The following is a 22,470-nucleotide window of genomic DNA, read 5'->3' on the forward strand; positions in this document are numbered from 1 at the left end:
GATTAATGGTCCACAGCACTGCCTACAGTCAATCGGGCTGCAATCGTCTTCTTGAGTCCCTGGTGAAGATCATGGTGAGGTGACCAGGACATCAACTCGTTTGCTTTACTATTATTTAAATAGCTATGAAGAATATCTCCCGGTCGAGCCTGTTCATAGGTTGTCTGGGATTGCCGACCTGTAATACCGCCTATCATCTCTACAATCGTATTAATGGAGGTCGCCACCCCGCAGCTAATATTTATGATCTGATTATCCGCATTCTCATCTGTACAAGCCGCATTTACAAACGCCTGTGCAACATCCTCAACATAGACAAAATCCCTGGTCTGTTCTCCATCCCCATAAATTACAAGCTCCTTGCCTTGCTTTATGCGATCCAGAAAAATCGAAACGACACCAGCTTCACCATGCGAGCTTTGTCGAGGTCCATATACATTCGCAAGACGAAGAATGGTGTACTTCAGCCCATGCATGCTGGCAAACATCCGAATATAAGACTCAGGAACACTTTTTGATACCCCATAACAAGATTCAGGATTTAAGGGATGTTTCTCGTCAATGCTCAAATATTCAGGATTACCGTATACAGCGGCCGATGAGGCGTACACGATCTTTTCAACCTGATGCGCCTCACACATCCGCAGGACGTTAAGTGTGCCAACAATATTCACATTCGCATCAAACAATGGATTGCGCTGAGATTCTCTTACGTCAATCTGTGCAGCCAGATGAATGACCACATCCGGTTTCTCACGGATAAAGACTTCACCCAGTGTCTCGTCCCGAATGTCGTACGGATATAAAAGAGCGGAAGGATTTCTATAGAATGAGCCGGAAGCACCCGATAAATTATCTACAATTACAGTTTCGATCCCCTCTGTTATAAGCCGGTCAACAACATGTGACCCAATAAAACCAAGCCCCCCAGTTACTAATACCTTCAAATAAAAAACTCCTTTCGCCCTGTAAAGTGCTCTTTGTACCATGCATCTGTAGAAAAGTTCACATAAAATACTTAAGAAGAAACGATGTTGTCATCCTTTATGGACGACAACCGTTACTCGTAGAAATATAAGGATGATTTATAACGTGAAACTTTTCCTTATATTTCAAATCAAAAAATAAAGGAGTGAAGTATATGGCAACTGCACCTATTCCAGATAATTCTGTAACAACGTCCGTTATTGCGGACGGAGCAGTCACTTCTATTAAATTAGATCCTGAAACTAACGGTTACGTGAATGTTCGATCCTATGGAGCTACAGGGAATGGTACCAAAGATGACACCGTCGCGATTCAAAATGCAATTAATGCTGGAAATGCCAAACGCAAGGTCGTTATTTTTCCGCCTGGTGTATATAAAGTCTCTTCCGGCCACATGCGTAACCCTTCAGTCCTAGATTGGTGGTGTCTTCGTATTCCAACCGGAACTAACCTAAGCTTTGAAGCCGGCTCAAAATTGGTGCTTGCCCCTAACCCACCATCGGATACTCGAGTTCTTGTTATGTTAAATGCCGCAAACATCACGATATCCGGTAGCCTCGAAATAGACGGAAGTGCTTCGACTGTTAAAACAGCCGTCAACGATCAACTTCATGGCTTGTTCATTTCTTCTTCGCAAAATATAACAATCGAATCGGTGTACTCTCATGATTGCTATGGTGATAATATTTTCATTGGAGGGACAGAAGATATCCCATCCGTTAATGTGCATATTGGATATGCGTACTGTGAAACGGCTGGTCGAAAGAACTTTGTAGTCCATTTTGTAGACCAGCTTCATGTCAACAGAGCGGTATTAAATAACAGTCGCGGTGGTGCACCTGGGTTTAATGGCGCCAATTCACTCGATGTAGAACCAGACATCTTCAAGGGAACGCGTAGCTTTTATCAACGATTCGACTCTTTGACAACAACTGGTTTCGGCAATGATATGACAACTGGACTTTCAGATGAGATAACGAGACTCTGGACTCTCGACATCGGTTCACTAGATATGCGTGTAAGTGGATCAGTAAGTCCAGCATTGCTATCCTATGGATTGACGCTAAAAATCAGCCATTTGTCTATTCGCTCGACGGATCATAAAGCTAATTACGGTCTACAAACGATCTATTCACAATTTATTGATATCGGAAGCGCAAAGTTCGATGGAATTGGCGGCCCTGCGATCTACGCTGCGTTTAATGCTGCTGGAGGAAAACCAAGATTGCATATCGGCTCGTTAGGGATGTACGGCTCGGGTTCCACCTTAGCAAGCGGAGTCCGAATCGACGGAGGAGATCTTTATGTGGGGACGATAGATGCACAGGACTTAACGGGCAGTACCTTACAATTATTCACAACAGAGTCTGACGCGATGGTTACTGTCGACAATATGATTGTCCGTAACAGCGGGACCAATCAAGTCGTGCTAGCGTCATCTTATGATGCAGCTAAGTCCTTCCTGCACCTGAACAATGTAGCAGTGTTTGATACCCGTTCTGTAAAGGTAAAACGCATTCTAGAATTCGAAACATTGGTTGCCATGCAGGGTACTTCTCTTGGTACCTTGTATAATCCGTATGCTTTAACTGAATGGTTCTCTACCTATGGTAACTTCAAACGGGCAGTCCGACTCGTTGGTGGAACATTACTTCCTGCAGTATTTATCGTGGAAGGATCGCCTGAGGGAACGATTACCGCTCCGATTGGCAGTCTGGCTATGCGAACAGATGGTGTAGCGAAAGCCACTTTTTATGTGAAGGAAAGCGGAACCGGTGCTAACGGATGGATTGCTAAGTAATTTTTCAGCGGTTCTGAATACAAGACTCTATCGCATCCATTACGCGTACCAGATCATCATCCGATAAAGAGCTACCGGAAGGTAGACATACACCTTTTGTGAACAATTGATCAGATACACTATGTCCCTCCATGTATGGATAATAGAAGGCGTTCTCGAACAGAGGTTGCAAATGTAGAGGTTTCCATACAGGTCTAGCTTCTATATTGTTGAATTCCAGGCACTTTAAGAGTTGATTAGCGGAGAAGCCTGCGATTTCTTCATCAATCGTTAGCGCACTTAACCAGCGTGTACTGCGACAATTTGGCGCTTCCGGCATGAAATGAAGACCCGGAATGGATCCCAATCGATCTGAGTACACTTGAGAAATATATCTACGTCGTTCGACCTTTTCCTCAAGTAGCTCCAGTTGCCCTCGTCCTATGGCTGCCAACAGGTTACTTAGCCGGTAGTTATAACCCATTTCGGAATGCTGATAGTGTGGAGCAGTGTCACGTGCTTGGGTAGACCAGAAACGGGCTTGATCTAATGCATCGGTATCATCCGATACAAGCATACCTCCACCTGAGGTTGTAATAATTTTATTCCCGTTGAAAGAATAGATTCCGAAGCGGCCCCAAGTACCACTGGCCTTTCCGTGATAAAAGGCACCGAGGGATTCCGCAGCATCTTCTATTAAAACAATACCGTAACGATTCGCGATTTCTACAATTGGTTCCATGTCTGCGCTCTGCCCGTACAAATTGACAACAACAGCTGCTTTAGGCAGTATCCCTCTATCATTCAAATCCAGGCAGGCCCGCTGAAAGGCTAGTGGACACATATTCCATGTCTCTGGTTCTGAGTCTACGAATACAGGTGTAGCCCCCAAATATAAAATAGGATTGGCACTAGCTACGAACGTGAGCGTCGAACAAATCACGTAATCTCCTTGAGAAACGCCAGCTAGACGTAGTGCGAGATGAATTGCCGCTGTTCCAGAGCTTAATGCAAGTGCACCCTTTGAACCTGTATAGTCGGCCATCTCCCGCTCGAAAGCATCGACTTGTGGTCCGATGGGAGCGATCCAGCCAGAGTGAATTGCATCCTCCAAATAAGCCTGTTCACGTCCACTTACATGCGGTGGGGATAACAAGATTCGTGGTAGAATGCGTGGTTGACGAATACTCATGCCTTGCTCCTTTCTCCATTTGGATGCTTAATCCAAATGGAATACATATCTTATTATCTTACTTCAGAGCGTGGTCCATGATATTTTGATTCAACAGAGATGGATGCCGGTAGAGCGGAAAATAATTTCCCGCAACCCCAGTGTCACAGAGTGCTATCATTCGTTCATACACCTCGGGGAAAAATATTCGCTTACCTAAGTAATAGTCTAGTGGTTCTAGTTGTGTAGCGAATCTTAGCTTGAACTGAAACAACTCGTCATTCCCCTTATATCCCCCACCGAGATGGAATTTGTCGTATCCATTCTCCATCCCCCATACGGCTGCTGCGTGGATAAGAAATTTGGTGGGTGACCACTGCAGATAAGCTCGATCCCAACCGCATAAGTGATAATGCATCCATGGTCGATCAAGGAGTACAATACTTGCCCCTACACTCCTCTCCCCATCCATCGCCTCAAACAGCGCTACCCGTCCTTCTGGCATAAGGCTTGTATCTTCTATAAATTTTCGAGGGAAATAATAAAAGGGATCTGCTTGTAAATCATTTAACGTCCCGTAATATAACTCGATGAAAGGCTCGATCCGATCCTTAAGATCCGACTTTCGAATGGTGAATGGAGCTGACTTTAATTTACGGATATTTCTTTTATGATTGCTGCCATAGTTCTGGATTAGCACTGACTCTGAGCCAACTGTCAAATCCATGTATACTGTATTCCGATTGAGCTCCGTAGTAAGCCCTTTTTGGTATTCAGCGGCATTGCCTATGAAAGGATGGAATCTTACAAACTCGGTCATGATCTTTTTCTCTCTGCAGTAATCTGTAAACGTATCACTGAATTGTCGGTACAACTCTGTTCGTTCCGCTCCTATAGGCACATTAGATATTGGCCCCCCGTATCCATAAGGTGTGCTGATGTCATACCATTCTCCTTCAAGTCCCAGCTGGATGACTGCGGGAAGATGGCTAATGGAGCGAAGTAAGTAAGGATAAATGATGAGCTTCTCACCCTGCTTAAAAACAAACAGCTCTGCCTGTTGATGATCATCATCCTCAAACAGCCGAAAAAAATCTGCAGAAAAATAGATATCCTTACTATCCATCTGATTCAAATAAGCATCCCATTCTTCAGAATGCGCGCTATTAAGCACAATGAAATCACTCATACGTCACCACCTAAAAGTTATGTTAACGACGCTTCCTTGAGGTACTTCGACAAAACTTACTTCGGATGCATTCGCTGCTAATCCAATATCTTGATCATACGTATACTTTCAGTGCTTAAGCTTAGCGCTGGGTCTCTCTCTCGTAAGAATGCATCGGATGAAAGCAATAACAGCTTTCTCTCCCGGTCAAGGTCGAGTAACACATCGGTTAGTGTATACCCACCGTCCCACTCTCCACTTTGCAGTTGGATGCGAAAATACTGCTCGCCGAGCCGACCCACAACTGAAGTCTTCTGCTTCGTTCTAATCCTAAATGAAGAAAATCCGTATTTTAGATGATGTGCCTCTGCCATTGGGTAATCATCAATAATGTAATTCACTTCTTCATCATCTATATCCGCTCCAGAAGCAATAACATCTGCGCTAGCCGTTAATGAACGATCCAGATCCCTCACATACCAATAAGTACGTCCTTCTTCTACAAAGCCAAGGCGAAGGTACCAAGCATGCGCCTGTTCATTCCATGAGAACACATCCAGTACCAACTTCTTAATATCGTCCTTCTTGGCTAATTTCTCTCCGTACGCCATGAGCATTCCGCCAATACCGTCCTTGCGAAACGCCGCATCCACATTTAAATTATTCAGAACCAATATTTGTTCCATTCTTCGCCATTCCGCGAATCCAATGAGCACTTCTCCAATATAGGCTCCAATCAACAATGTGGCCGAATGACCTCCACACTTACAAGCCGCTTGTAGATATGCTGGATAACCCGTACAAGCAAATATCGTTTGATTGTACACATGCTCCGGTAAATTGCTCTTCAAGAGCCGGCATGCATGATGTATATCGTCTTCATGCAGCGGTCTAAACTGCACACTCATGCCTGGCCCTCCTTTTTATTCAGCCTATACTCATCCAGAGGCAGGCTATGCCGACCTGGATTGGCTACAACATCATCCTGGCGAATCACCTTCAAGACGGTCTTACATAATATCAGCGCATCAAGTCTGAAACTTAAATTCTCGACATAGGTGACATCATACGAAAGCCGGTCTTTCCACGACGAAGTATTACGTCCTGACACCTGTGCTAATCCCGTAATTCCTGGTCTTACTGAGAAACGCAGCCTCTCCTGTTCGGAATAGTATGGGCTATAACGCATGAGTAAGGGTCTTGGACCAATCAGACTCATTTCTCCCTTCACAACATTCACCAATTGTGGTAGTTCATCCAGACTTAGCTTCCGGATGATTCCGCCAAATTTGATATATCGTCGCTCATCTGGTAACGGCTGACCCTGCGTGTCATACAGTTCAGCCATGGTCCGAAATTTGTAGATAAAGAAGGGTTTCTCTCCCCGCCCTGGTCGTTGCTGCTTGAACAAGATTGGGCTTCCAAGCTTCATTCGAATCAACAACGCCACCACAGCCATGACTGGACTAAATATACATAACATAACGATCGCTCCCACAAGATCGAAGCCTCGTTTCATATGGCGATACATGTTAGTACTCCTCCCGCCTTTCTCTTAATCCGTAAAAAGACGTTCCTTCAGTGAGTTCACCTGTTTTAAATCAGCACTCCAGTAGTACACCTTAGTTCTGACTAGCGGATCAGAACCAAAACTGTTGTTGCCTGGAATCTGCTCGTATTTAAAGTCCTCGGAAGTTATTCCCTTGAATAACCAAGCTAAGCTGAGCAAATCACTGTCACTGAAGCTTGTATCGATAATGTCTTTCTTTTCATGGAGCAATAATCCCGCCAGATCCGGAAGATGCTCAGGGCTCAACAGCTTATTGGCCACAGCTCTAACGATATTGAATTGCTCCTCTTGACGACTAAAGTCACCGTTCGGAGTAGAGTAACGCGCCCTAGCAAGGTAGAGAGCATGCACACCATCCAAATGCTGTTCGCCTTTTTTGATGGTAATCTCTGGGGTTATTGTGACATCCTGATCGATTACCATGTCGATCCCACCGATTGAATCGATGAAATCACGAACTCCAGAGAAATTCGTCTTGATGTAATGATGAATGGGAATATTCATAAAGTCGCTCACCGCTTGAATGAGCGTCAACGTTCCTTGCTCATTCCCACCTTTGGATTCACCAACAATATGAGCATGATTAATTTTGGTGTATCCAACATTTTGTACATAAACCCTTGTATCGCGCGGTACAGAGACGATGTTCACCTTCCGCTGTTCCGGCATTACATGCACAACCATTATCGTGTCTGCACGCGAGATTTCCCCACCCCACGTATCTGTTCCAATTAATACAACATTAAAGGATGAATTTTTTTTATCGGTTGCTTCTGGCGATGCTGCTGGTTCAGTCGATGGTAGTACCACGCCATCCGAATTTGCTGGACTTTTCGTAGTCCCATCCGACTGCGTCTTCCCCACAGGTACTGCAGAAATTTTCGAGTTAGGTATCGTTAATGGATTAAGGGCAGCCTTTTGAAATCGCTGCTCAGCATTTAATACCCCTCTAATCCAAATGCCACCAATTACAATCACAATCAGAAAACCAATCAGGGCGAATCTTCCAATTCGCCGCATGACTATTTGCTTTCTTGTGAATTTCTTGTCACTCTTGCCACGCAAACGCAATTTCTTGTTCCATCTACTCATAAACGACTTCATCACTTAGATCCCCGCATGAACTTCGGATTTGATCCGTTCAAGCTCATGAGTAGCCACCTGTGGTTCTTCCTGAAAGCCCGAATAGCTTGGAATAAGCTGCTTTAATAATTTCTTAATCTGATAACTGCTTGGCACAAATTCGTACCTTTTGCATAAATTCTCCAGAACACCAAGGACCAAATTCAATTCGGATCTGGAAACACTTTGAGGCCGACTGATCATGATGCGATAGTTATTGGTGACCATCAATCCTTCCTCTTCTGTCAGGAGTTCCTCAAATAATTTCTCTCCAGGACGAATGCCCGTGACCACGATAGGGATATCTTTATCGGGTTCTAAGCCCGACAGACGTATTAAATCTCTTGCTAGATCGTATATCCGAACCGGCTTACCCATATCAAGCACGAACACCTCGCCACCTTGTGCCAGTACGCTCGCCTGGATAACCAATTGCACTGCTTCAGGGATCGTCATGAAATACCGCACCATATCCATATGGGTAACCGTAACCGGGCCACCACTCTCGATCTGTCTTTTGAATAACGGAATAACACTTCCCCGACTACCGAGAACATTACCGAAACGGACAGCAGCAAAAACCGTCTTGCTAGATGAATTCTGATCATTAATAATCATTTCTGCCGCTCGCTTTGTAGCTCCCATGACACTTGTTGGATTAACCGCTTTGTCCGAAGAGATCAGAATGAACCGCTTAGCACCATATTTGGCACTCGCTTCCGCTACATTCCTTGTTCCGATAACGTTGTTCTTTACCGCCTCCACCGGATTCATCTCCATAAGGGGCACATGTTTATGCGCAGCGGCGTGATACACAATCGTAGGTCGGAAATTCTGAAAAACACTATCGATCCGCGACACATCCTGAATATCAGCTATGATAGGTTGAATCTTCTGATCGGGATATAACTGGCGTAGCTCTTGTTCAATCAGGTAAATGCTGTTCTCACCATGACCAAGCAGCAACATTTCCTTCGGACGATACGCAGCTAGCTGACGGCACAGTTCTGAGCCAATGGAGCCTCCTGCACCCGTGATGAGAATACACTCACTCCCTAAATTCTCACGAATCTCTTCAGTATTAATCTCAACAGGAGTTCTACCCAGCAAATCATTTACGGACACTTCACGAATTCGATTGACTGCCATTTTCCCGTCCAAAATTTCTGTCATACTAGGCATTAGCTTAATCTGTGCTTTTGTTGATTTGCAGATCTCAATAATCTCCATTAAGTCGTTATGTGGCGCTGTCGGAAGGGCAATAATAATGAATGCAATGTCCAGCTGTTTCACGGCCTCGGGAATGAAATTTCGGTTACCCACAATCGGCAGCCCCATTACTTCCAGCTTTTGTTTAGATGCATCATCATCAATGAAGGCAACGGGATGCATAAATTTGAACCTTGAATGCTTGATATCTTTCGTAACGAGGATTCCAGCTTTACCAGCCCCAACGATTAGAAGATTACCTTCGAAGGCATCCTTCACACCCGTTGTCTCAAATCCATCATTTAGAAGACGTTTAACCATTCGTAACCCCACAATGCCCAGAAACACATAACCCGCTGCAAAATAGATAGAAATCGGTAGTCGATAGGAAGGAATTACTACATGGGTGGATACGTTGACAGCAATCACTCCAACGAGGGTTAATACACTCACTTTTAGAAGCTGCAGTAACTCTCTCATTCCGGTGTATCGCCAGATATTGTTATACACTTTGAATCCAAATGAGAAGACCGCATACACCGCAATGTGAATCAATATTGCCCACGGAAGCATCCACACGTACATCTCAGGGATTTGAAAATCAAACCGAAGTAAAAACACAAGCCACACTGAAGCCGCAATAATCCCTGCATCCAACATGACCAAACGGAAGATCCGCATTTTCATCACTTCTTTCTCCCTAATTAACTAAAAATTCATTTACTCGCCTTTTAAGTGAGAGTGAATATTCAATCCCCCGATAGGCTGGCATGCATTTCAGACGGAACCCGCTTTCTTTCCTCCTTGTTTAGCGCTTCTATATAGATCGAGTCCATTTCACGGAGCACCGCAGGCAACCCGTAACGAATGATCCTCTCCTTGTTTGCTTCTCCCATTGCCCTAGTTAATGCTGGATTATCACGTAATTGTGTAAAAGCCTTAGCGGTAGCGGTAATATCACCAACAGGAACCAACATGCCTGTTGACTCATGTTCGATCAAATCATGAATCCCCCGAATATGAGTACCTATAACGGGTTTCCCTATTGCCATCGCCTCCATAATCGCCCGAGGTAGTCCCTCGCGATAAGACACAAGTGCAGCAACATCACATGCTCTGAGTAGATCCGGAATATCTCTACGGTACCCAAGCATATGCACCCGATCGCTGACAACCAGCCGATTAGCAAGTTCCAATAGAGTCTGCTCGAACGGTCCTGTACCCGCAAAAGCCAGATGGATGTTGCCTGCTTGAGACCCCAACTGACCCAGCGCTTCGATCAACTGCTTCTGGTTCTTGTTGGCGTTCAATTCAGCAACGCATAGGATGACGAAGGGAGGTTCATCATGCTCACTCTTCGGCAGATCAAACAGTTGGCGTCGCCTATCTGCCTTCTCCGACGCAGTTTCAGGATGACCCTGTTCACTGCCGTAAACCTGGAGATCAAGTCCTACACCACTCACATAAGTCACCTTTTTCCGTATAGAAAATTTCTGGGCACGTTCATAATCTTCTCTATTTATGGTGATTAGCACATCTGTCCAGCGGGCCATTAACCTCTCGAGCGGATAATAAAGCATCCAGTTCAGAAAAGGAGCTCCCTTGAAAAAATGAAAACCATGCGCTGTATACAATGTGCAAGGTACACCTGCTTTATGGGCCGCAATCCGTCCGAGAATCGAAGCGACTGGCGTATGTACATGGATGAACTGGAACCCCTCCTCCTTGAAGCTTTCCGTTAATATCCCTAGCGCTGCCCAGTTCTGCATCTGTAAAGGGCTACGCTGAATGGGCACATCATGGCACACGATCCCCTTCTCTTCTAATCGCAATCTCGCTTCCCCTGGCTGCGCGTAAGCATGCACTTCACAACCTTTTTGCTGCAATAACGCCATGTAAGGTAGATGGAAACTCTCAAAATGCCCAAAAATGGAGGCTACAAAAGCAACTCTTACCGGCCCACAGTCTTCAGCAGGTATGCTCCCGAACCTCTTGTTATTGCGCTTGTTCTGTTTGTTGTCGTAGGTTACGACCCGTTGACTTTTCAGTGCCCTTGGTTCGATATCGCTTCACTCCTTTCCATCCCGTATTCGTTAATCGGATGCAAGCTGCGTTCATAGCCATCATGAACCACCAATACCGCTGGAATAAGGCTTCAATACCCATCGAAAGTCCAATCATCGCTGCGTGAGACAGCAATAATGCCATAATGATCGGTCTGTTCACCCTATCTGCCGCGCGATAAGAACGGATCCCAACGATGAAGAACCAGATCATGAATCCGCCGTACACAATCAAGCCCAACAAGCCAAATTCTGTCATAAACCAGATCGGAGTATTATGGATAATAATCCGCAGTTCATAGTTATAGCTACCGAGTCCAATCCCTAATAATGGACTTTGAGCGATCCACTCCACAGCCTTCCCAATGATGTCTAGACGCGACTGAATCTGCGAGGGTCTGCTGGCCATATTCCCAAGCACATCCAGATAAGCTGTACCTTTATACAACAGCAATGCTCCAAACGCGACGCTAAACCCCATGCCGATCTTGAGAAGTCGAGAAGGATTAGTCAGCAGTAATGTAAGCAGAACAAGGAACAAACCTATCCATGACGAACGCGAAAAAGTCATTATTATGCCCCCGGCTAAGGTGATCGTCGCTAGCGTACTCACCCATCCCCTTAGCAGCTTCACCCCGTCTCCACTCGTCATGATATGAATGGCAAAAGCCGTAACTAGTAATCCGCCGTATGCATTCGGATCAATTAGCATCCCGGAGAGGCGACCGTCTTGCACCATAAACGGAACCTTCACTCCACTAAAAAAATCGAACAAAGCGACGCCATTGAAGATCAGCACACTGATCAAAAAAGCTCGTAGCATTTTATATAACCGATCCCAGCTGTCTACAGCCTGAACAAGCATGATGTAAGTGAGCAGTAGGAGTATAAACCCAAAATCTTTTTGCAATAGAGCGTATTGCGTAATGAATCCATTGCGCCAAATGGATACAAATGAAGCAAGGACGAAAATAAACAACATCCCCCAATGCCATGAACTGAACTGCCTCGGGTCCAATTTGAGGTGTAAACCTGCTGCAAACAAACCAAGCATTAAGAAAAGGTCAGAAGGTGCGATTCGAAATGCGCCACCGAAATCAATTTGAGCCGGAAGGCAGATGATGTAACCCATAACCGCAAACAGAAATAAATTACGCATGGTGTAGGGTTTCCCTACAACGAGTACAGATGTCATACAAGCCCCTACTTTCCTATGAGAAATTGCCTCTATGCGGCCAATTCCCGTTGTACCTGTTTCCTTGCCTGACGGATTACCAAGAAAAGTACGATCACACTGCCTATCATCTGAACGAATAAGGCCAAGCTAGCCCCCACCGCAGCACCTATCACCCCGAAAATAGGCACGAATATTAGACAAGAAAGCCCATTAGTGATCACGGAACACAGAAACAAGGGAATCTGCGCTTTGTACTTCCCGGTAGCCGTTATGGCATACCACAGGTAAGACGTTACAAATACCAATAGGGTAGAAACGAGCAACCAATGAAATAAACCTATCTCAGCAGCCACATCTGGACTGAATAGAAGAGTTAGTAGCTGATGACCAAAGATCCACCCGATCAAACAAGCGATCGCACTAATTCCTATACCCATTGCAATCATTCGACTGAGTAAAGAGATGAACTCCTTATGTCGTCCGCTAGCGTGCCAACGGGCAAGACGTGGTGTTATCGCTTCACCGAGTGCAGTCACAACAACATTGCAGGCAACGATCATGTATGAGAGCGTAGCGTATATGCCTAAGTCATGTTCTCCTTTAAAATATGAAATCGCGTATAGTGGGATATTTGTATTTAGTGACATCAACGCCAGCACCACGCCAAGGGGTGAGCTTACGAGCAGCAAGCCCCATAATCGTCTTTTGTTAAAAAGTGGTCTGAGCGACGTATGCACTCTCGCTTTGCGAGCATCATATCCAATGGTTATTGCTAACCATCCGATAATCATGACTAATAACGCTAGAATGAGACTCTGAGTAGGGATAAATACGAGGGCGAAGACAAGTATGGAGAACAATCCTTTAGCAGCTCTCGAGAAAGAGATTTGATCTAGCCTTTCCTGCTTCTGAACGATACCCAATAAAATATCGCTGACCGACTCAACAATTCTATACAATCCTATGAAAAATATGACTAAAGCTGTATTCCAATCAGCACCACTAAGGATGCAACAACCTGCTGTAACCGTGAATGCAACTGCGGTTGTCACGAGACGAAGGCCAAAAAAATCTCCAAAAAGATATTTTCCAGATGTATCAACGATCAAGACCGAACGCAGATGCAGATGCGACAGCATGAAGATGGGAGCAGTCACCGCAAGCCCTAACGAATATTGCCCAACGATTTCGGATGAGCCAAATTTATTAAGCAAAATTACAATCACGAATTGAGCGCCAGCGTATGTGATATTTCCGAATAAATAACGAAGAGAAGCAAGTGTCATAATGCGTTAGACCAACCCTGAAGTTGAGGCCCAATCGGCAAAATCTTCACCGCGAATCTTGTAACGTTTGCTACTTTTTCGATAATTCAAAACCGCTCCCAAAATATGTGCTCCTTGCTGCTCAAGGATCTGTTTTGCAGAGTTGGTATGCTTTAAGAGCACTTTCCCGGATTTTACGACTAACAGTACCCCTTCGGTCATCTTTGCCAAGATAAGGGCATCCGAAAAAGGCATTAACACCGAAGAAGAATCGATGACAATCGTATCAAATCTCTCACTAAGCTCTGCAAATAACCTTTTCATTCCTGTTGATCCTAGTAAGTCGGCTGGATTTGGGGAGATCGGACCCGATGTCATTACAGAAAGTCCTTCTGATCCCTCAATAGGGAAAATACAATCATCCACACAGGTTTGATCCACTAGGATACTACTTAATCCGATCCAATTGGGTAGATCGAATGCCTTATGCACCGTTGGTGTACGCAAATCCCCATCGATCAGCAGCACAGTTCTTCCCGTTTCTGCCATCGCTATGGCCAAGTTCATCGCCACTGTTGATTTACCTTCATTCGGAAGTGAGCTTGTAACTAATAAAGATCGAATTTCTCCACCAACTCGGGTATAACGAATATTAGATCGTATCATTCGGAATTGGTCACCATTAGATGATTTCGGTTGTTCCAGGCAATACAATCTTGGCGTTTTCTTCTTCATGTCTGCTGGCTCCTTCTACTGAATTGGATTTCGTCTTCTCCCGCCGTTTCCGCGGCTTCAATTTTCCCACCGTTCCCAGAAGAGGAAGCTGCAAATCCAACTGAATATTCTTGGCGCTTTTCACAGGTTTCTCCGCCAATTCCCGTAGAATGGAAAATGCGATCCCAGCAATCAATGCAAGTCCGAAAGCAACGACCATATTGAATACTGGCTTGGGTGAGATCGCCTCGAAAGGAACCTTGGCTCGGTCAAGAAGCACAACATTCTCTACCCCCATAATCGCTTGGATGTTCTCATTAAAGGCCTCACCAAAGCCATTCGCGATATTCGTTGCCCGCTGAGCATTAGAATCCGATACAATTACCGTCGTCACGAGTGACTCGCTACTTGTTCTTGTTTTCACTTTTTCTAATAGTTTTTCAGGGGTCATGTTTAATTGCAGTCTTCTAACGACCTCTTCAGCGATTCTACTGCTTCGGATAATTTCTCCGTAAGTGGTTACTAGTTTTTGCCCAGCCATAATGTCATTGATGGCTTTCTGTTGCCTATCCCCTTGAATAAGAATAGAAGCCGTCGCCTCGTATTTCGGTTTTAAGACATAGTAGCTAACGAAGCTAGCAATTCCGACCGCAACAATACATAATACAATGATGAACAGCAGCCTACGTTTCACTAGTTTCAAAATGCTGCCTAGTTCGAATTCCATCGTTCATTTCTCCTAACCGTTAATGTATTTTCCTCTTCTTCAACAAGTGTTTTATTGTATAGTTATATTCTCGTTAGCCCAATATATGTCCAAAAAAAGTTGGGAATTTATAAGCCTTCTTTTAAAAAAAACCACCCGACTCCCTATTAAATCCCAACAAAAATAGGCCGTTTACTAGTAGGATTCTACTGGTAGACAGCCTTATATATTCACTTTTTACTACAACCTAATAATACGTCGTGCTAGTTGGCGCGCTTATGTAGCATTTTTTTGATAACCTTTCTATAATCCAATTATATGGTTTATCTTCGTATTGAATCTTAATGAAATCTTAACGGATAAATGAGATTTATTATGCATTCAAATCCGCCATTGCTGGAATATGAATTTCTTTGACACAGGAAGCGCTAGAGAGGTTAACGATACATTTCACAATGGAGACAATGTCCTGAACAGGAATTCTTGTGCCGCTATATTCTGCAATCGCTTTTTCCGCGCCATCCTCATAAGGAATTTCTGCTGCCAGCTCACCCGGATTCACACAAGTTACTGCAATGCCATCCTTACGTACATGCTCACGCAATGCATGTGTAATACCACGCAGACCGAACTTGGAAGCTACAAATGATACCTGGGCGTTATTGGTATGATCCAGTCCTGCTGTGGAGCCAATTAGAATAATTTTTCCTGCTTCCGATTGACGAAGATTAGGTAATACAGCCTGTATGCAGGTAATTGTTGAAGTTATATTCACATTTATAATGTTGGCAATGTCACTCGTCTCATCCTTGTCAAAAGTATAGTGATCCTCAAAACCTTCTTTCTCCCAAATACCCACGTTATAAACTAAAACATCAATCTTCTCCGTTTGAATTCCCTTTGATAAGACTTGTGCGGCATCTGGCTGCGATAGATCTACTGCAATCCATACCCGCTGTATGCCATCATTAAGATCCAGACTGCCCGGTCTGCTTCTGGAGACGATCCACACTCGATCACCATACTCAGGTAAACCTTTCACAAATGCATCTCCCAAACCTTTACTTGCCCCCAAGATTAGATAGTTTCTCATACTGTCGTCCTTTCTATATGCATCATTCTATTTTTATATCATAGTACCATCGAAGGACATGAAGAAGTAGGGTTAGAATTCGGAGTTAGGCAATTAACTTTTGAAAAAAGCCGCTATCATGGAGTAGTCCATAGATAACGGCTCTTTATTTTACATCATCGAAGCAAAATGTTGACTTATTAATGTCGCGTACGGAGCATACGTCCAACTAAATAAAGCATTTGTTTACGTGTAAAAAAACGTGATATTTGAGCTGAAATATAGTTTGAAAATCCTGGGACAACAAATATTTTTTTTGCCTGAAGCGACCGAAGAGCCTCTTGAACCACATTTTCTGGAGTATCTCGCTTCCCTACTGAAGCTTCATCGGCTCCCACAACATTAAAAAATTCTGTTTCCGTAGACCCCGGACATAACGCAAGAAATTGTACACCCCGTTTTCTATTTTCCTCCCATAGTGCTTGTGTAAATGATAATACAAAAGCTTTTGTCGCTCCATATACAGCCATATTAGGGAGAGGTTGAAATGCTGCTGTTGATGCAACGTTTATAATCACTCCGCTTTTTCTTCTTAACATCTCTGGCAAAAATAAATGGGTTAGATCTACTACCGCCAAAACATTTAGCATCACCTCTTCATGTTGTCTCGAACCAGATAGTTGTTCAAAAAGCCCATACGTAGCAAAACCTGCATTATTAATAAGAATATCAACGTTCAGACCACGTTCCATACATTGTTGATAGAGCCTGCTAGGAGAACCTTCTTGCGATAAATCAGCAACGATAACCTCCGCTTGAATATGAAATTCTCTTTGTAATTTTTCCGCTAAAGCAATCAATTTATCTTCGGAACGGGCGACTAAAATTAAGTGACTTCCTTTAGCTGCAAGATCATGAGCAAACGCTTCACCTATCCCCGAAGAAGCCCCTGTAATCAATGTCCATTTATTTTGAATTGTAATCATTGCTATCATCTCTCCCTTTAATGACCATCTAGAAACAGTGTTTCAATATGAATCATTGTATCTGAGTGAAGTTACGTTGTCAAATAAAGTTCTACATTTAAATATTGGCTATTTCTCCTCTACATCAGTAAAATAAGGTTTAGAAATGATGGTTATTTAAAAAAGCTAAAGTAAAGTTCTAAGGAAGTGAAACTACATGCAAAAATCGTCCAAAATATCTTCTATAGATGCTCAATCCGTTACAACCTACCCAAAAGCAAAACTACAGCATGCAGAAATATTAAGACTGAATATTATCGAAGCCGCTGCGGCCATTATGCATGAATCTGGACCTGAAGGTGTAACCATTCGCAAGGTTGCTGACAAAATGGAATGTCCCACAAAAATCATTTATAACTTGTTTGGAAACAAGGAAGGTTTAGCGAAGGAGCTTTTTCTGCAAGGGTGTAAATTGTTGGCCGCTGCCTTTCAAGCGGTTCCAAAACAAGACAATCTAAATTTATATCTTCGCGATCTTGGACAAGCTTATTGGGATTTCTCACGGAATCATACCAGCTATTATATGGTTATGTTTGGAGGGGCTTTTAGCGAGTTCAAACCGGAGGAAGAAAGTTTACATGCTATCATCACGGCACTTCAACAAGTAATAGCCCTTATTACAGAAGCCATCGAACAAGGGTTTATTGAGGAGAAAGATCCCCTCCTTGTTGTGAATCTGGTGTGGGCATCGTTGCATGGCGTCATTCATCTGCATTTGGGGGGACATATTCAAAATGAGGAAGCTGCTAAAACATTGTATGATAGATCAGTATCCAATTTAATCCATACGTTCTTTAAAAGCGATAATTAAAAAAGAAGATTTTTTGCGGCTAATACAAAAAAACGGCATTTCTGCCGTTTTTTTATTTCATATTATGTCCGGCGCATATAAGCACGAACTGTAATTGGTGCAAAAATCGCAACGATGACAGCTGCTCCGATCAGAGAGATTACGAAATCCCAGCCTACGGTACCATTGTTAGTAAGCTCCCGCACCGCGGTCACCAAATGTGAGATCGGATTGACTTTAACAAACCATTGAAGCCAGCTAGGCATTGTATCTACCGGTACGAATGCGTTAGACAGAAACGTAAGCGGGAACAGTACAATCATCGAGATCCCTTGTACACTTGAGGCTGTTCTTGCAATGACACCAAAGAATGCAAAGATCCAGCTAATCGACCAAGCACAGACAATAACAAGAAGTGCCGCTATAGCAACATGCCCCAGCCCTCCCTCGGGCCGTAATCCCATAATATAACCCATGGTGAAAGTGAGCACAGTCGCTATCGTATACCGAATCGTATCTGCTAATAAAGCACCTGCTAACGGAGCTATCCTTGCAATTGGCAGTGATTTAAATCGGTCAAACACACCTTTATCCATATCCTCACGTAATTGAACTCCAGTAACGATCGAAGTAGTAATTACGGTCTGAACGAGAATACCAGGAATGATAACAGGCAAATAGCTAGCAATGTCACCAGAGATGGCTCCACCAAAAATATAGGTAAACATCAGAGTAAAAATAATAGGCTGAAGCGTAACATCGAATAATTGCTCAGGTGTTCGCCGTATTTTTAGTATACCTCTATACGCCATTGTGAATGAATTTCGTATACTCTGTCTGAGACTCGTATGGTTTTTCAATTGTCTTGTAGTTCCTGAGTTTATTGCAGAAGTTCTTGTACTCATACTCTTACTGCCTCCTTCTTGTTTGACTGCCCAGACGCATTTGAAGCGTTATCTGTTACACCCTGACCCGTGATTGTTAAGAATACTTCATCAAGTGTTGGTTTCTGCACACTCACCTCTGCAAGTGGAATGCCTGCTTCGCGCAGAGCAATAAGTAGGTCAGTCACTAAATCAGCGTTCGCCATCGGTGCAGAAATCTGCCCTTCCTCCAACGAAGACACATTGGATTGGACATGCAGAACATGTTCTACAAGCTGACGAGCTTGTTTAAAATCCTTTAGCTCTCGGACCTTCAATAGTAAAGATGTGGTACCCACGGATGATTTCAGCTCATCCACAGTGCCCTCGGCGACGACTTGCCCACGGTCAATAACTGCCACCCGGTCTGCTAGTTGATCTGCTTCTTCAAGGTACTGCGTCGTTAAAAGAACTGTTGATCCTGTATTCACCAATCGGCGAATCGTATCCCACATCTGTGAGCGTGTACGCGGGTCAAGCCCTGTAGTTGGCTCATCCAAGAAAATCAACGGTGGCTGAGCAATTAGGCTTGCTGCCAGATCCAGACGACGACGCATACCACCAGAGAAGTTTCTTAGTGGACGCTTAGCCGCTTCTGTCAAACCAAACTCTTCAAGCAGTTCAGCAGCTTTTTGTCGTGCCTCCGCGCGGCCAAGTCCTAACAAACGCGAGAAGATGATCAAATTTTCCGTAGCACTAAGTGACTCATCTACCGAGGCGTATTGTCCTGTCACACCAATTAATTGCCGCACTATCTGCGATTCCTTCACTACATCATGTCCGAAGATTCGCGCTGAACCTGCATCAGGGCGAAGTAAGGTCGCCAGCATCCGTATGACGGTAGTTTTTCCGGCTCCATTTGGACCAAGAACTCCATAGATCGTACCTGCTTTTACGTTTAAATTCACCCCATCCACAGCGCGATTGTCACCAAATGTTTTGACGAGTCCACGCGCCTCGACGGCCCAATCTCCAGGGTTGTGCTCAATTATTTTTTTGCGTTCATTAACCATTACAATTCCTCCAACGTTTTAGTTTGTATTGTGATGCTAACTCCCTTTTATAAACTGAATTTAAACGAAGGTTTAAACTGAGTTTATAAATGAGATATGCTTTCCGTTGAAAGCTATCCTGTAAATGCAGAAATAACGGTGTAGCTCAATGCTACGCCGTTTATTCTTTCAAAAATGCTTCTGCCTTGTCCTTATGTTCATCTGGAATGCTAACGGACTCCATGGAGCTTTATCGGACTGAAAGTACACAATATTGCCCCTGATAATGATGATTAACGTCTCTCTAGTCCGCAACTCGCCCCAAATGCCTCAAAATGAGCAAATAGCAGTTCATATGTATATACGAATCCATTATATCTGTTTCATTTAAATATTTTTGCACAATGCATCAAAAAAACCGAGAAGCGCGATCTCACGCCTCTCGGTTTATCATTCATTGTTATGATCTGCTTCAACATATTCTTTAAGCGCAAACAGTTTATTAGCCCAGTATTGTTCAAAAAAGGTAAGCCAATCTTGAAGCTCCAGTAGAGGCTCTGGCTGAAGCTTGTACCTAGTCTCCCGACCGACTTTCTGACTGCTAACAAGCTGTGCATCGGACAATACTTGTAAATGCTTATTAACAGCGGTTCGGCTGATCGGGTAGCAGTCCGAGATGGATGCTATGGACATTTCCTTATTAGCAAGCAGCTTTAGCAGACTGCGGCGGGTAGGATCTGCTATCGCTTGAAATACATCATGTCCAGATTCAGCGACTGGCATCTTAAGCCTCGATATAAGCAGGAAGTTTTTCTTGGACGATTTTCTCCCAGCCGCCGTTCATAAAGCCACGAACGATTGGATGCGGTTGACCAAATTCAGTTACCTTTTCAGGGTCCCATCCAGAATGAATCACGGTGAACTCCGTTTTCCCATTAATCTCTTTCAATTCAAAAGCAAGATGCCAATCCTTCCCCCAATTAAAACCGACTCGATTCGGTTCATCAATCTCTGTAACTTTACATGGGGAATCCCCGAATTGTCCAGCATGTAGAATGAACTCATGACCTACCACTGGCTCGAATGTACTTGGCATCCACCAGGCAGCTATTCCTTCAGCAGTGGAAACAGCTTTCCATACTTTTTCAATGGGCGCATTGAGTGTAATTGTTTGACGAATATCTTGTAGTGGTCCTTGAGTTTGCATAAATTTCCTCCAAAATTCATTTTAATGTAACACCTTCTGGTTTCGTTTTTATTATAACACCATTTGGTGTTATGTCAATTTGCAGAGACCTTAAGGGAATAGCGGAGGAAAGCCTTAACTAGATCCAAGTATCATTTGCTGCTGCTAATTCGGGCTCAGTACCGCCAGTGTTTACTACGCTTCTAGGCTCCACCAACATGATATGGCATTCCTTTTCGGCGGAAGGCTTCATCTCGACTCCCTTTGGGAGAATAAACATCTCACCCTTGGAGATTTTAACCTGACCATTACGGAAATCAATGATCATCTCCCCTTCGAGCGTGAAAAATACCTTATCGGTATCTTGATGAACATGCCATTCAAAATCCCCAGTGATCTTAATAAGTTTAAATTGATAGTCATTCATTTCACCAATGACTTTCGGAGACCAAAGGTCGTTAAATTTAGATAACTTATCTTTCAGATTAATAGCTTGATAATGGATAGTAATCACTCCTTATTTTCCTCAACTTATTAGCGCTTAAGCAAGGCGGATAATATATTTTGTAAAGCGTAATTAATAGCTAATGGTCCACCAGTAATAGCGGAATTATCCATTAAATAGACATTGCCTTTCTTTACGGCATTCATAGCATTCCACACATTACTTTGTTTTAAGTTATTCATTAATTCCTCCTTTTTTGTAATGTCACCTATAAGGAAAATATGGTCTGCTTGAACAGTTGATATTCCTTCAAACGAAGTAAACTCATTATTATTTCCTGTATATGTATCATCCGGTGTAAGCCCCAGTCCCTTTTCTTTATCAAACGCAAGTTTATAGACAGGATTCCCTTCACCTAGAACATTAAAAGTTTTTCCATCCCAAGACAATATAAGCGATACTGTCTCTCTTTCCATCGACTTTAATGTTTCACGCCCATTTGTAATATCTTTCATCATTTTATCAATTACTTTTTCCGCTTCGTCTTCTTTGCCAATAATCATGGCTACTGTACGGAGTCCATATTGCCAATCTTCATAGATGTCCTTGTATTTTAATGTAATGACTGGTGCAATTTTATCTAGTGAATCATACACTGCTTCATGATGCTCTGTTGCTAAAATATAATCAGGATTAATCGATAGAATTTTCTCAATGCTTGGAGACACTTTATCTCCTAGTTCTTCAGCTGAATCCAGCTTTCCTTTTAAATAAGATAAAGAAGATAGATAATCTTTTTCTGTAGATGCAACAGGTGGCTCACCTAATGCAACTAATATTTCAGGATAAAAATACCATAGCGAGGCTATTTTTTCCGGTTTTTTCTCGATAACAATTTCTTTACCTAAGGCATCCTTAAATGTTCTTGGCCAATCAGCTGCATCTACATTAACTGCTGTTGAAGATACGCCTTCTTTAGTTGATTCTTTATTTTCAGCAGGTGTTTCAGTACAACCCGCTAGTATACCTGCTAATAATAGTGTTGCGACTAGCAGTCCTCCAATCTTTTTCATTCGAAATTCCTCCAACATAATGGTTTCTTTGC

At 43.4% G+C, this 22,470-nt stretch carries 22 protein-coding genes; 2 read left to right on the forward strand and 20 right to left on the reverse strand.

The annotated features are described in order from the left end of the window. Positions 1-2: 2 nt before the first annotated feature. The gene (locus tag MKY19_RS17380) at positions 3-947 is read right to left on the reverse strand and encodes an NAD-dependent epimerase/dehydratase family protein (RefSeq protein WP_339796383.1); all 945 of its coding nucleotides are present in this window, start codon (positions 945-947) and stop codon (positions 3-5) included. A gap of 194 nt (positions 948-1,141) precedes the next feature. Between MKY19_RS17380 and MKY19_RS17385 the strand changes: the two genes are divergently transcribed. Next, positions 1,142-2,788, forward strand: coding sequence for a glycosyl hydrolase family 28-related protein (locus tag MKY19_RS17385; protein ID WP_339796386.1), 1,647 nt, complete (start codon positions 1,142-1,144; stop codon positions 2,786-2,788). A gap of 4 nt (positions 2,789-2,792) precedes the next feature. Here the strand turns inward: MKY19_RS17385 and MKY19_RS17390 are convergent, their stop codons facing one another. The 13 genes from MKY19_RS17390 to MKY19_RS17450 form a co-directional block, all read right to left on the reverse strand. Beyond that, the gene (locus MKY19_RS17390; RefSeq protein WP_339796389.1) at positions 2,793-3,959 is read right to left on the reverse strand and encodes an aminotransferase class I/II-fold pyridoxal phosphate-dependent enzyme; all 1,167 of its coding nucleotides are present in this window, start codon (positions 3,957-3,959) and stop codon (positions 2,793-2,795) included. Between the two features lie 58 nt (positions 3,960-4,017). Continuing rightward, complete coding sequence (locus MKY19_RS17395) at positions 4,018-5,127, reverse strand: GNAT family N-acetyltransferase (RefSeq protein ID WP_339796392.1); 1,110 nt, start codon at positions 5,125-5,127, stop codon at positions 4,018-4,020. 77 nt (positions 5,128-5,204) lie between these two features. Next, positions 5,205-6,014: a GNAT family N-acetyltransferase gene (locus MKY19_RS17400; RefSeq protein WP_339796394.1), complete on the reverse strand. Its 810-nt coding sequence runs from the start codon at positions 6,012-6,014 to the stop codon at positions 5,205-5,207. Then, positions 6,011-6,637, reverse strand: a complete 627-nt coding sequence (locus MKY19_RS17405) for a sugar transferase (RefSeq protein ID WP_143759584.1) — start codon at positions 6,635-6,637, stop codon at positions 6,011-6,013. The genes MKY19_RS17400 and MKY19_RS17405 overlap by 4 nt, the downstream gene beginning before the upstream one ends. Before the next feature lie 24 nt (positions 6,638-6,661). Further along, positions 6,662-7,780 (reverse strand): LCP family protein, encoded by a 1,119-nt coding sequence (locus MKY19_RS17410; protein ID WP_339796398.1) that lies wholly within the window; start codon positions 7,778-7,780, stop codon positions 6,662-6,664. A gap of 3 nt (positions 7,781-7,783) precedes the next feature. Then, positions 7,784-9,694 carry a nucleoside-diphosphate sugar epimerase/dehydratase gene (locus tag MKY19_RS17415; protein ID WP_339796401.1) on the reverse strand — a complete coding sequence of 637 codons (1,911 nt, stop codon included), beginning with the start codon at positions 9,692-9,694 and terminating at the stop codon, positions 7,784-7,786. A 62-nt stretch (positions 9,695-9,756) separates the two neighbouring features. After that, positions 9,757-11,070, reverse strand: a complete 1,314-nt coding sequence (locus MKY19_RS17420; RefSeq protein WP_339271694.1) for a glycosyltransferase family 4 protein — start codon at positions 11,068-11,070, stop codon at positions 9,757-9,759. Continuing rightward, the gene (locus MKY19_RS17425; protein WP_339265298.1) at positions 11,003-12,265 is read right to left on the reverse strand and encodes an O-antigen ligase family protein; all 1,263 of its coding nucleotides are present in this window, start codon (positions 12,263-12,265) and stop codon (positions 11,003-11,005) included. The genes MKY19_RS17420 and MKY19_RS17425 overlap by 68 nt, the downstream gene beginning before the upstream one ends. 32 nt (positions 12,266-12,297) lie before the next feature. After that, positions 12,298-13,533, reverse strand: coding sequence for an oligosaccharide flippase family protein (locus tag MKY19_RS17430; RefSeq protein WP_339241840.1), 1,236 nt, complete (start codon positions 13,531-13,533; stop codon positions 12,298-12,300). Positions 13,534-13,539: 6 nt separating this feature from the next. Further along, a complete protein-coding gene (locus MKY19_RS17435; RefSeq protein ID WP_339796405.1) occupies positions 13,540-14,247 on the reverse strand; it encodes a CpsD/CapB family tyrosine-protein kinase in 708 nt (235 codons plus the stop codon). After that, entirely contained in the window at positions 14,195-14,953 is a 759-nt protein-coding gene (locus MKY19_RS17440; RefSeq protein ID WP_042189097.1) for a Wzz/FepE/Etk N-terminal domain-containing protein, read from the reverse strand. Before MKY19_RS17440 ends, MKY19_RS17435 begins: the two co-directional genes overlap by 53 nt. 352 nt (positions 14,954-15,305) lie before the next feature. Next, on the reverse strand, positions 15,306-16,025 hold the full coding sequence (locus MKY19_RS17445) for an SDR family NAD(P)-dependent oxidoreductase (RefSeq protein WP_076286727.1): 720 nt from the start codon (positions 16,023-16,025) through the stop codon (positions 15,306-15,308). A 179-nt stretch (positions 16,026-16,204) separates the two neighbouring features. After that, a complete protein-coding gene (locus tag MKY19_RS17450) occupies positions 16,205-16,990 on the reverse strand; it encodes an SDR family oxidoreductase (RefSeq protein ID WP_339796408.1) in 786 nt (261 codons plus the stop codon). Positions 16,991-17,186: 196 nt separating this feature from the next. Here MKY19_RS17450 and MKY19_RS17455 point away from each other — a divergent pair, with 196 nt between their 5' ends. Next, the gene (locus MKY19_RS17455) at positions 17,187-17,840 is read left to right on the forward strand and encodes a TetR/AcrR family transcriptional regulator (RefSeq protein WP_339796411.1); all 654 of its coding nucleotides are present in this window, start codon (positions 17,187-17,189) and stop codon (positions 17,838-17,840) included. A gap of 62 nt (positions 17,841-17,902) precedes the next feature. Here the strand turns inward: MKY19_RS17455 and MKY19_RS17460 are convergent, their stop codons facing one another. The 6 genes from MKY19_RS17460 to MKY19_RS17485 form a co-directional block, all read right to left on the reverse strand. Continuing rightward, positions 17,903-18,724: an ABC transporter permease gene (locus tag MKY19_RS17460; RefSeq protein WP_076286724.1), complete on the reverse strand. Its 822-nt coding sequence runs from the start codon at positions 18,722-18,724 to the stop codon at positions 17,903-17,905. Then, entirely contained in the window at positions 18,721-19,755 is a 1,035-nt protein-coding gene (locus MKY19_RS17465) for an ATP-binding cassette domain-containing protein (RefSeq protein ID WP_339265309.1), read from the reverse strand. Before MKY19_RS17465 ends, MKY19_RS17460 begins: the two co-directional genes overlap by 4 nt. A 429-nt stretch (positions 19,756-20,184) precedes the next feature. Continuing rightward, positions 20,185-20,517, reverse strand: coding sequence for a metalloregulator ArsR/SmtB family transcription factor (locus tag MKY19_RS17470; protein ID WP_042128608.1), 333 nt, complete (start codon positions 20,515-20,517; stop codon positions 20,185-20,187). A gap of 1 nt (position 20,518) precedes the next feature. Further along, positions 20,519-20,941: an SRPBCC domain-containing protein gene (locus MKY19_RS17475; RefSeq protein ID WP_042189115.1), complete on the reverse strand. Its 423-nt coding sequence runs from the start codon at positions 20,939-20,941 to the stop codon at positions 20,519-20,521. 118 nt (positions 20,942-21,059) lie between these two features. Next, positions 21,060-21,425, reverse strand: a complete 366-nt coding sequence (locus tag MKY19_RS17480; RefSeq protein WP_339804372.1) for a cupin domain-containing protein — start codon at positions 21,423-21,425, stop codon at positions 21,060-21,062. Between the two features lie 29 nt (positions 21,426-21,454). After that, complete coding sequence (locus tag MKY19_RS17485; protein WP_339796416.1) at positions 21,455-22,438, reverse strand: iron-siderophore ABC transporter substrate-binding protein; 984 nt, start codon at positions 22,436-22,438, stop codon at positions 21,455-21,457. Positions 22,439-22,470: the final 32 nt, after the last annotated feature.

The sequence above is a fragment of the Paenibacillus sp. FSL R5-0744 genome, assembly GCF_037972555.1.
Lineage (GTDB): Bacteria > Bacillota > Bacilli > Paenibacillales > Paenibacillaceae > Paenibacillus_AQ.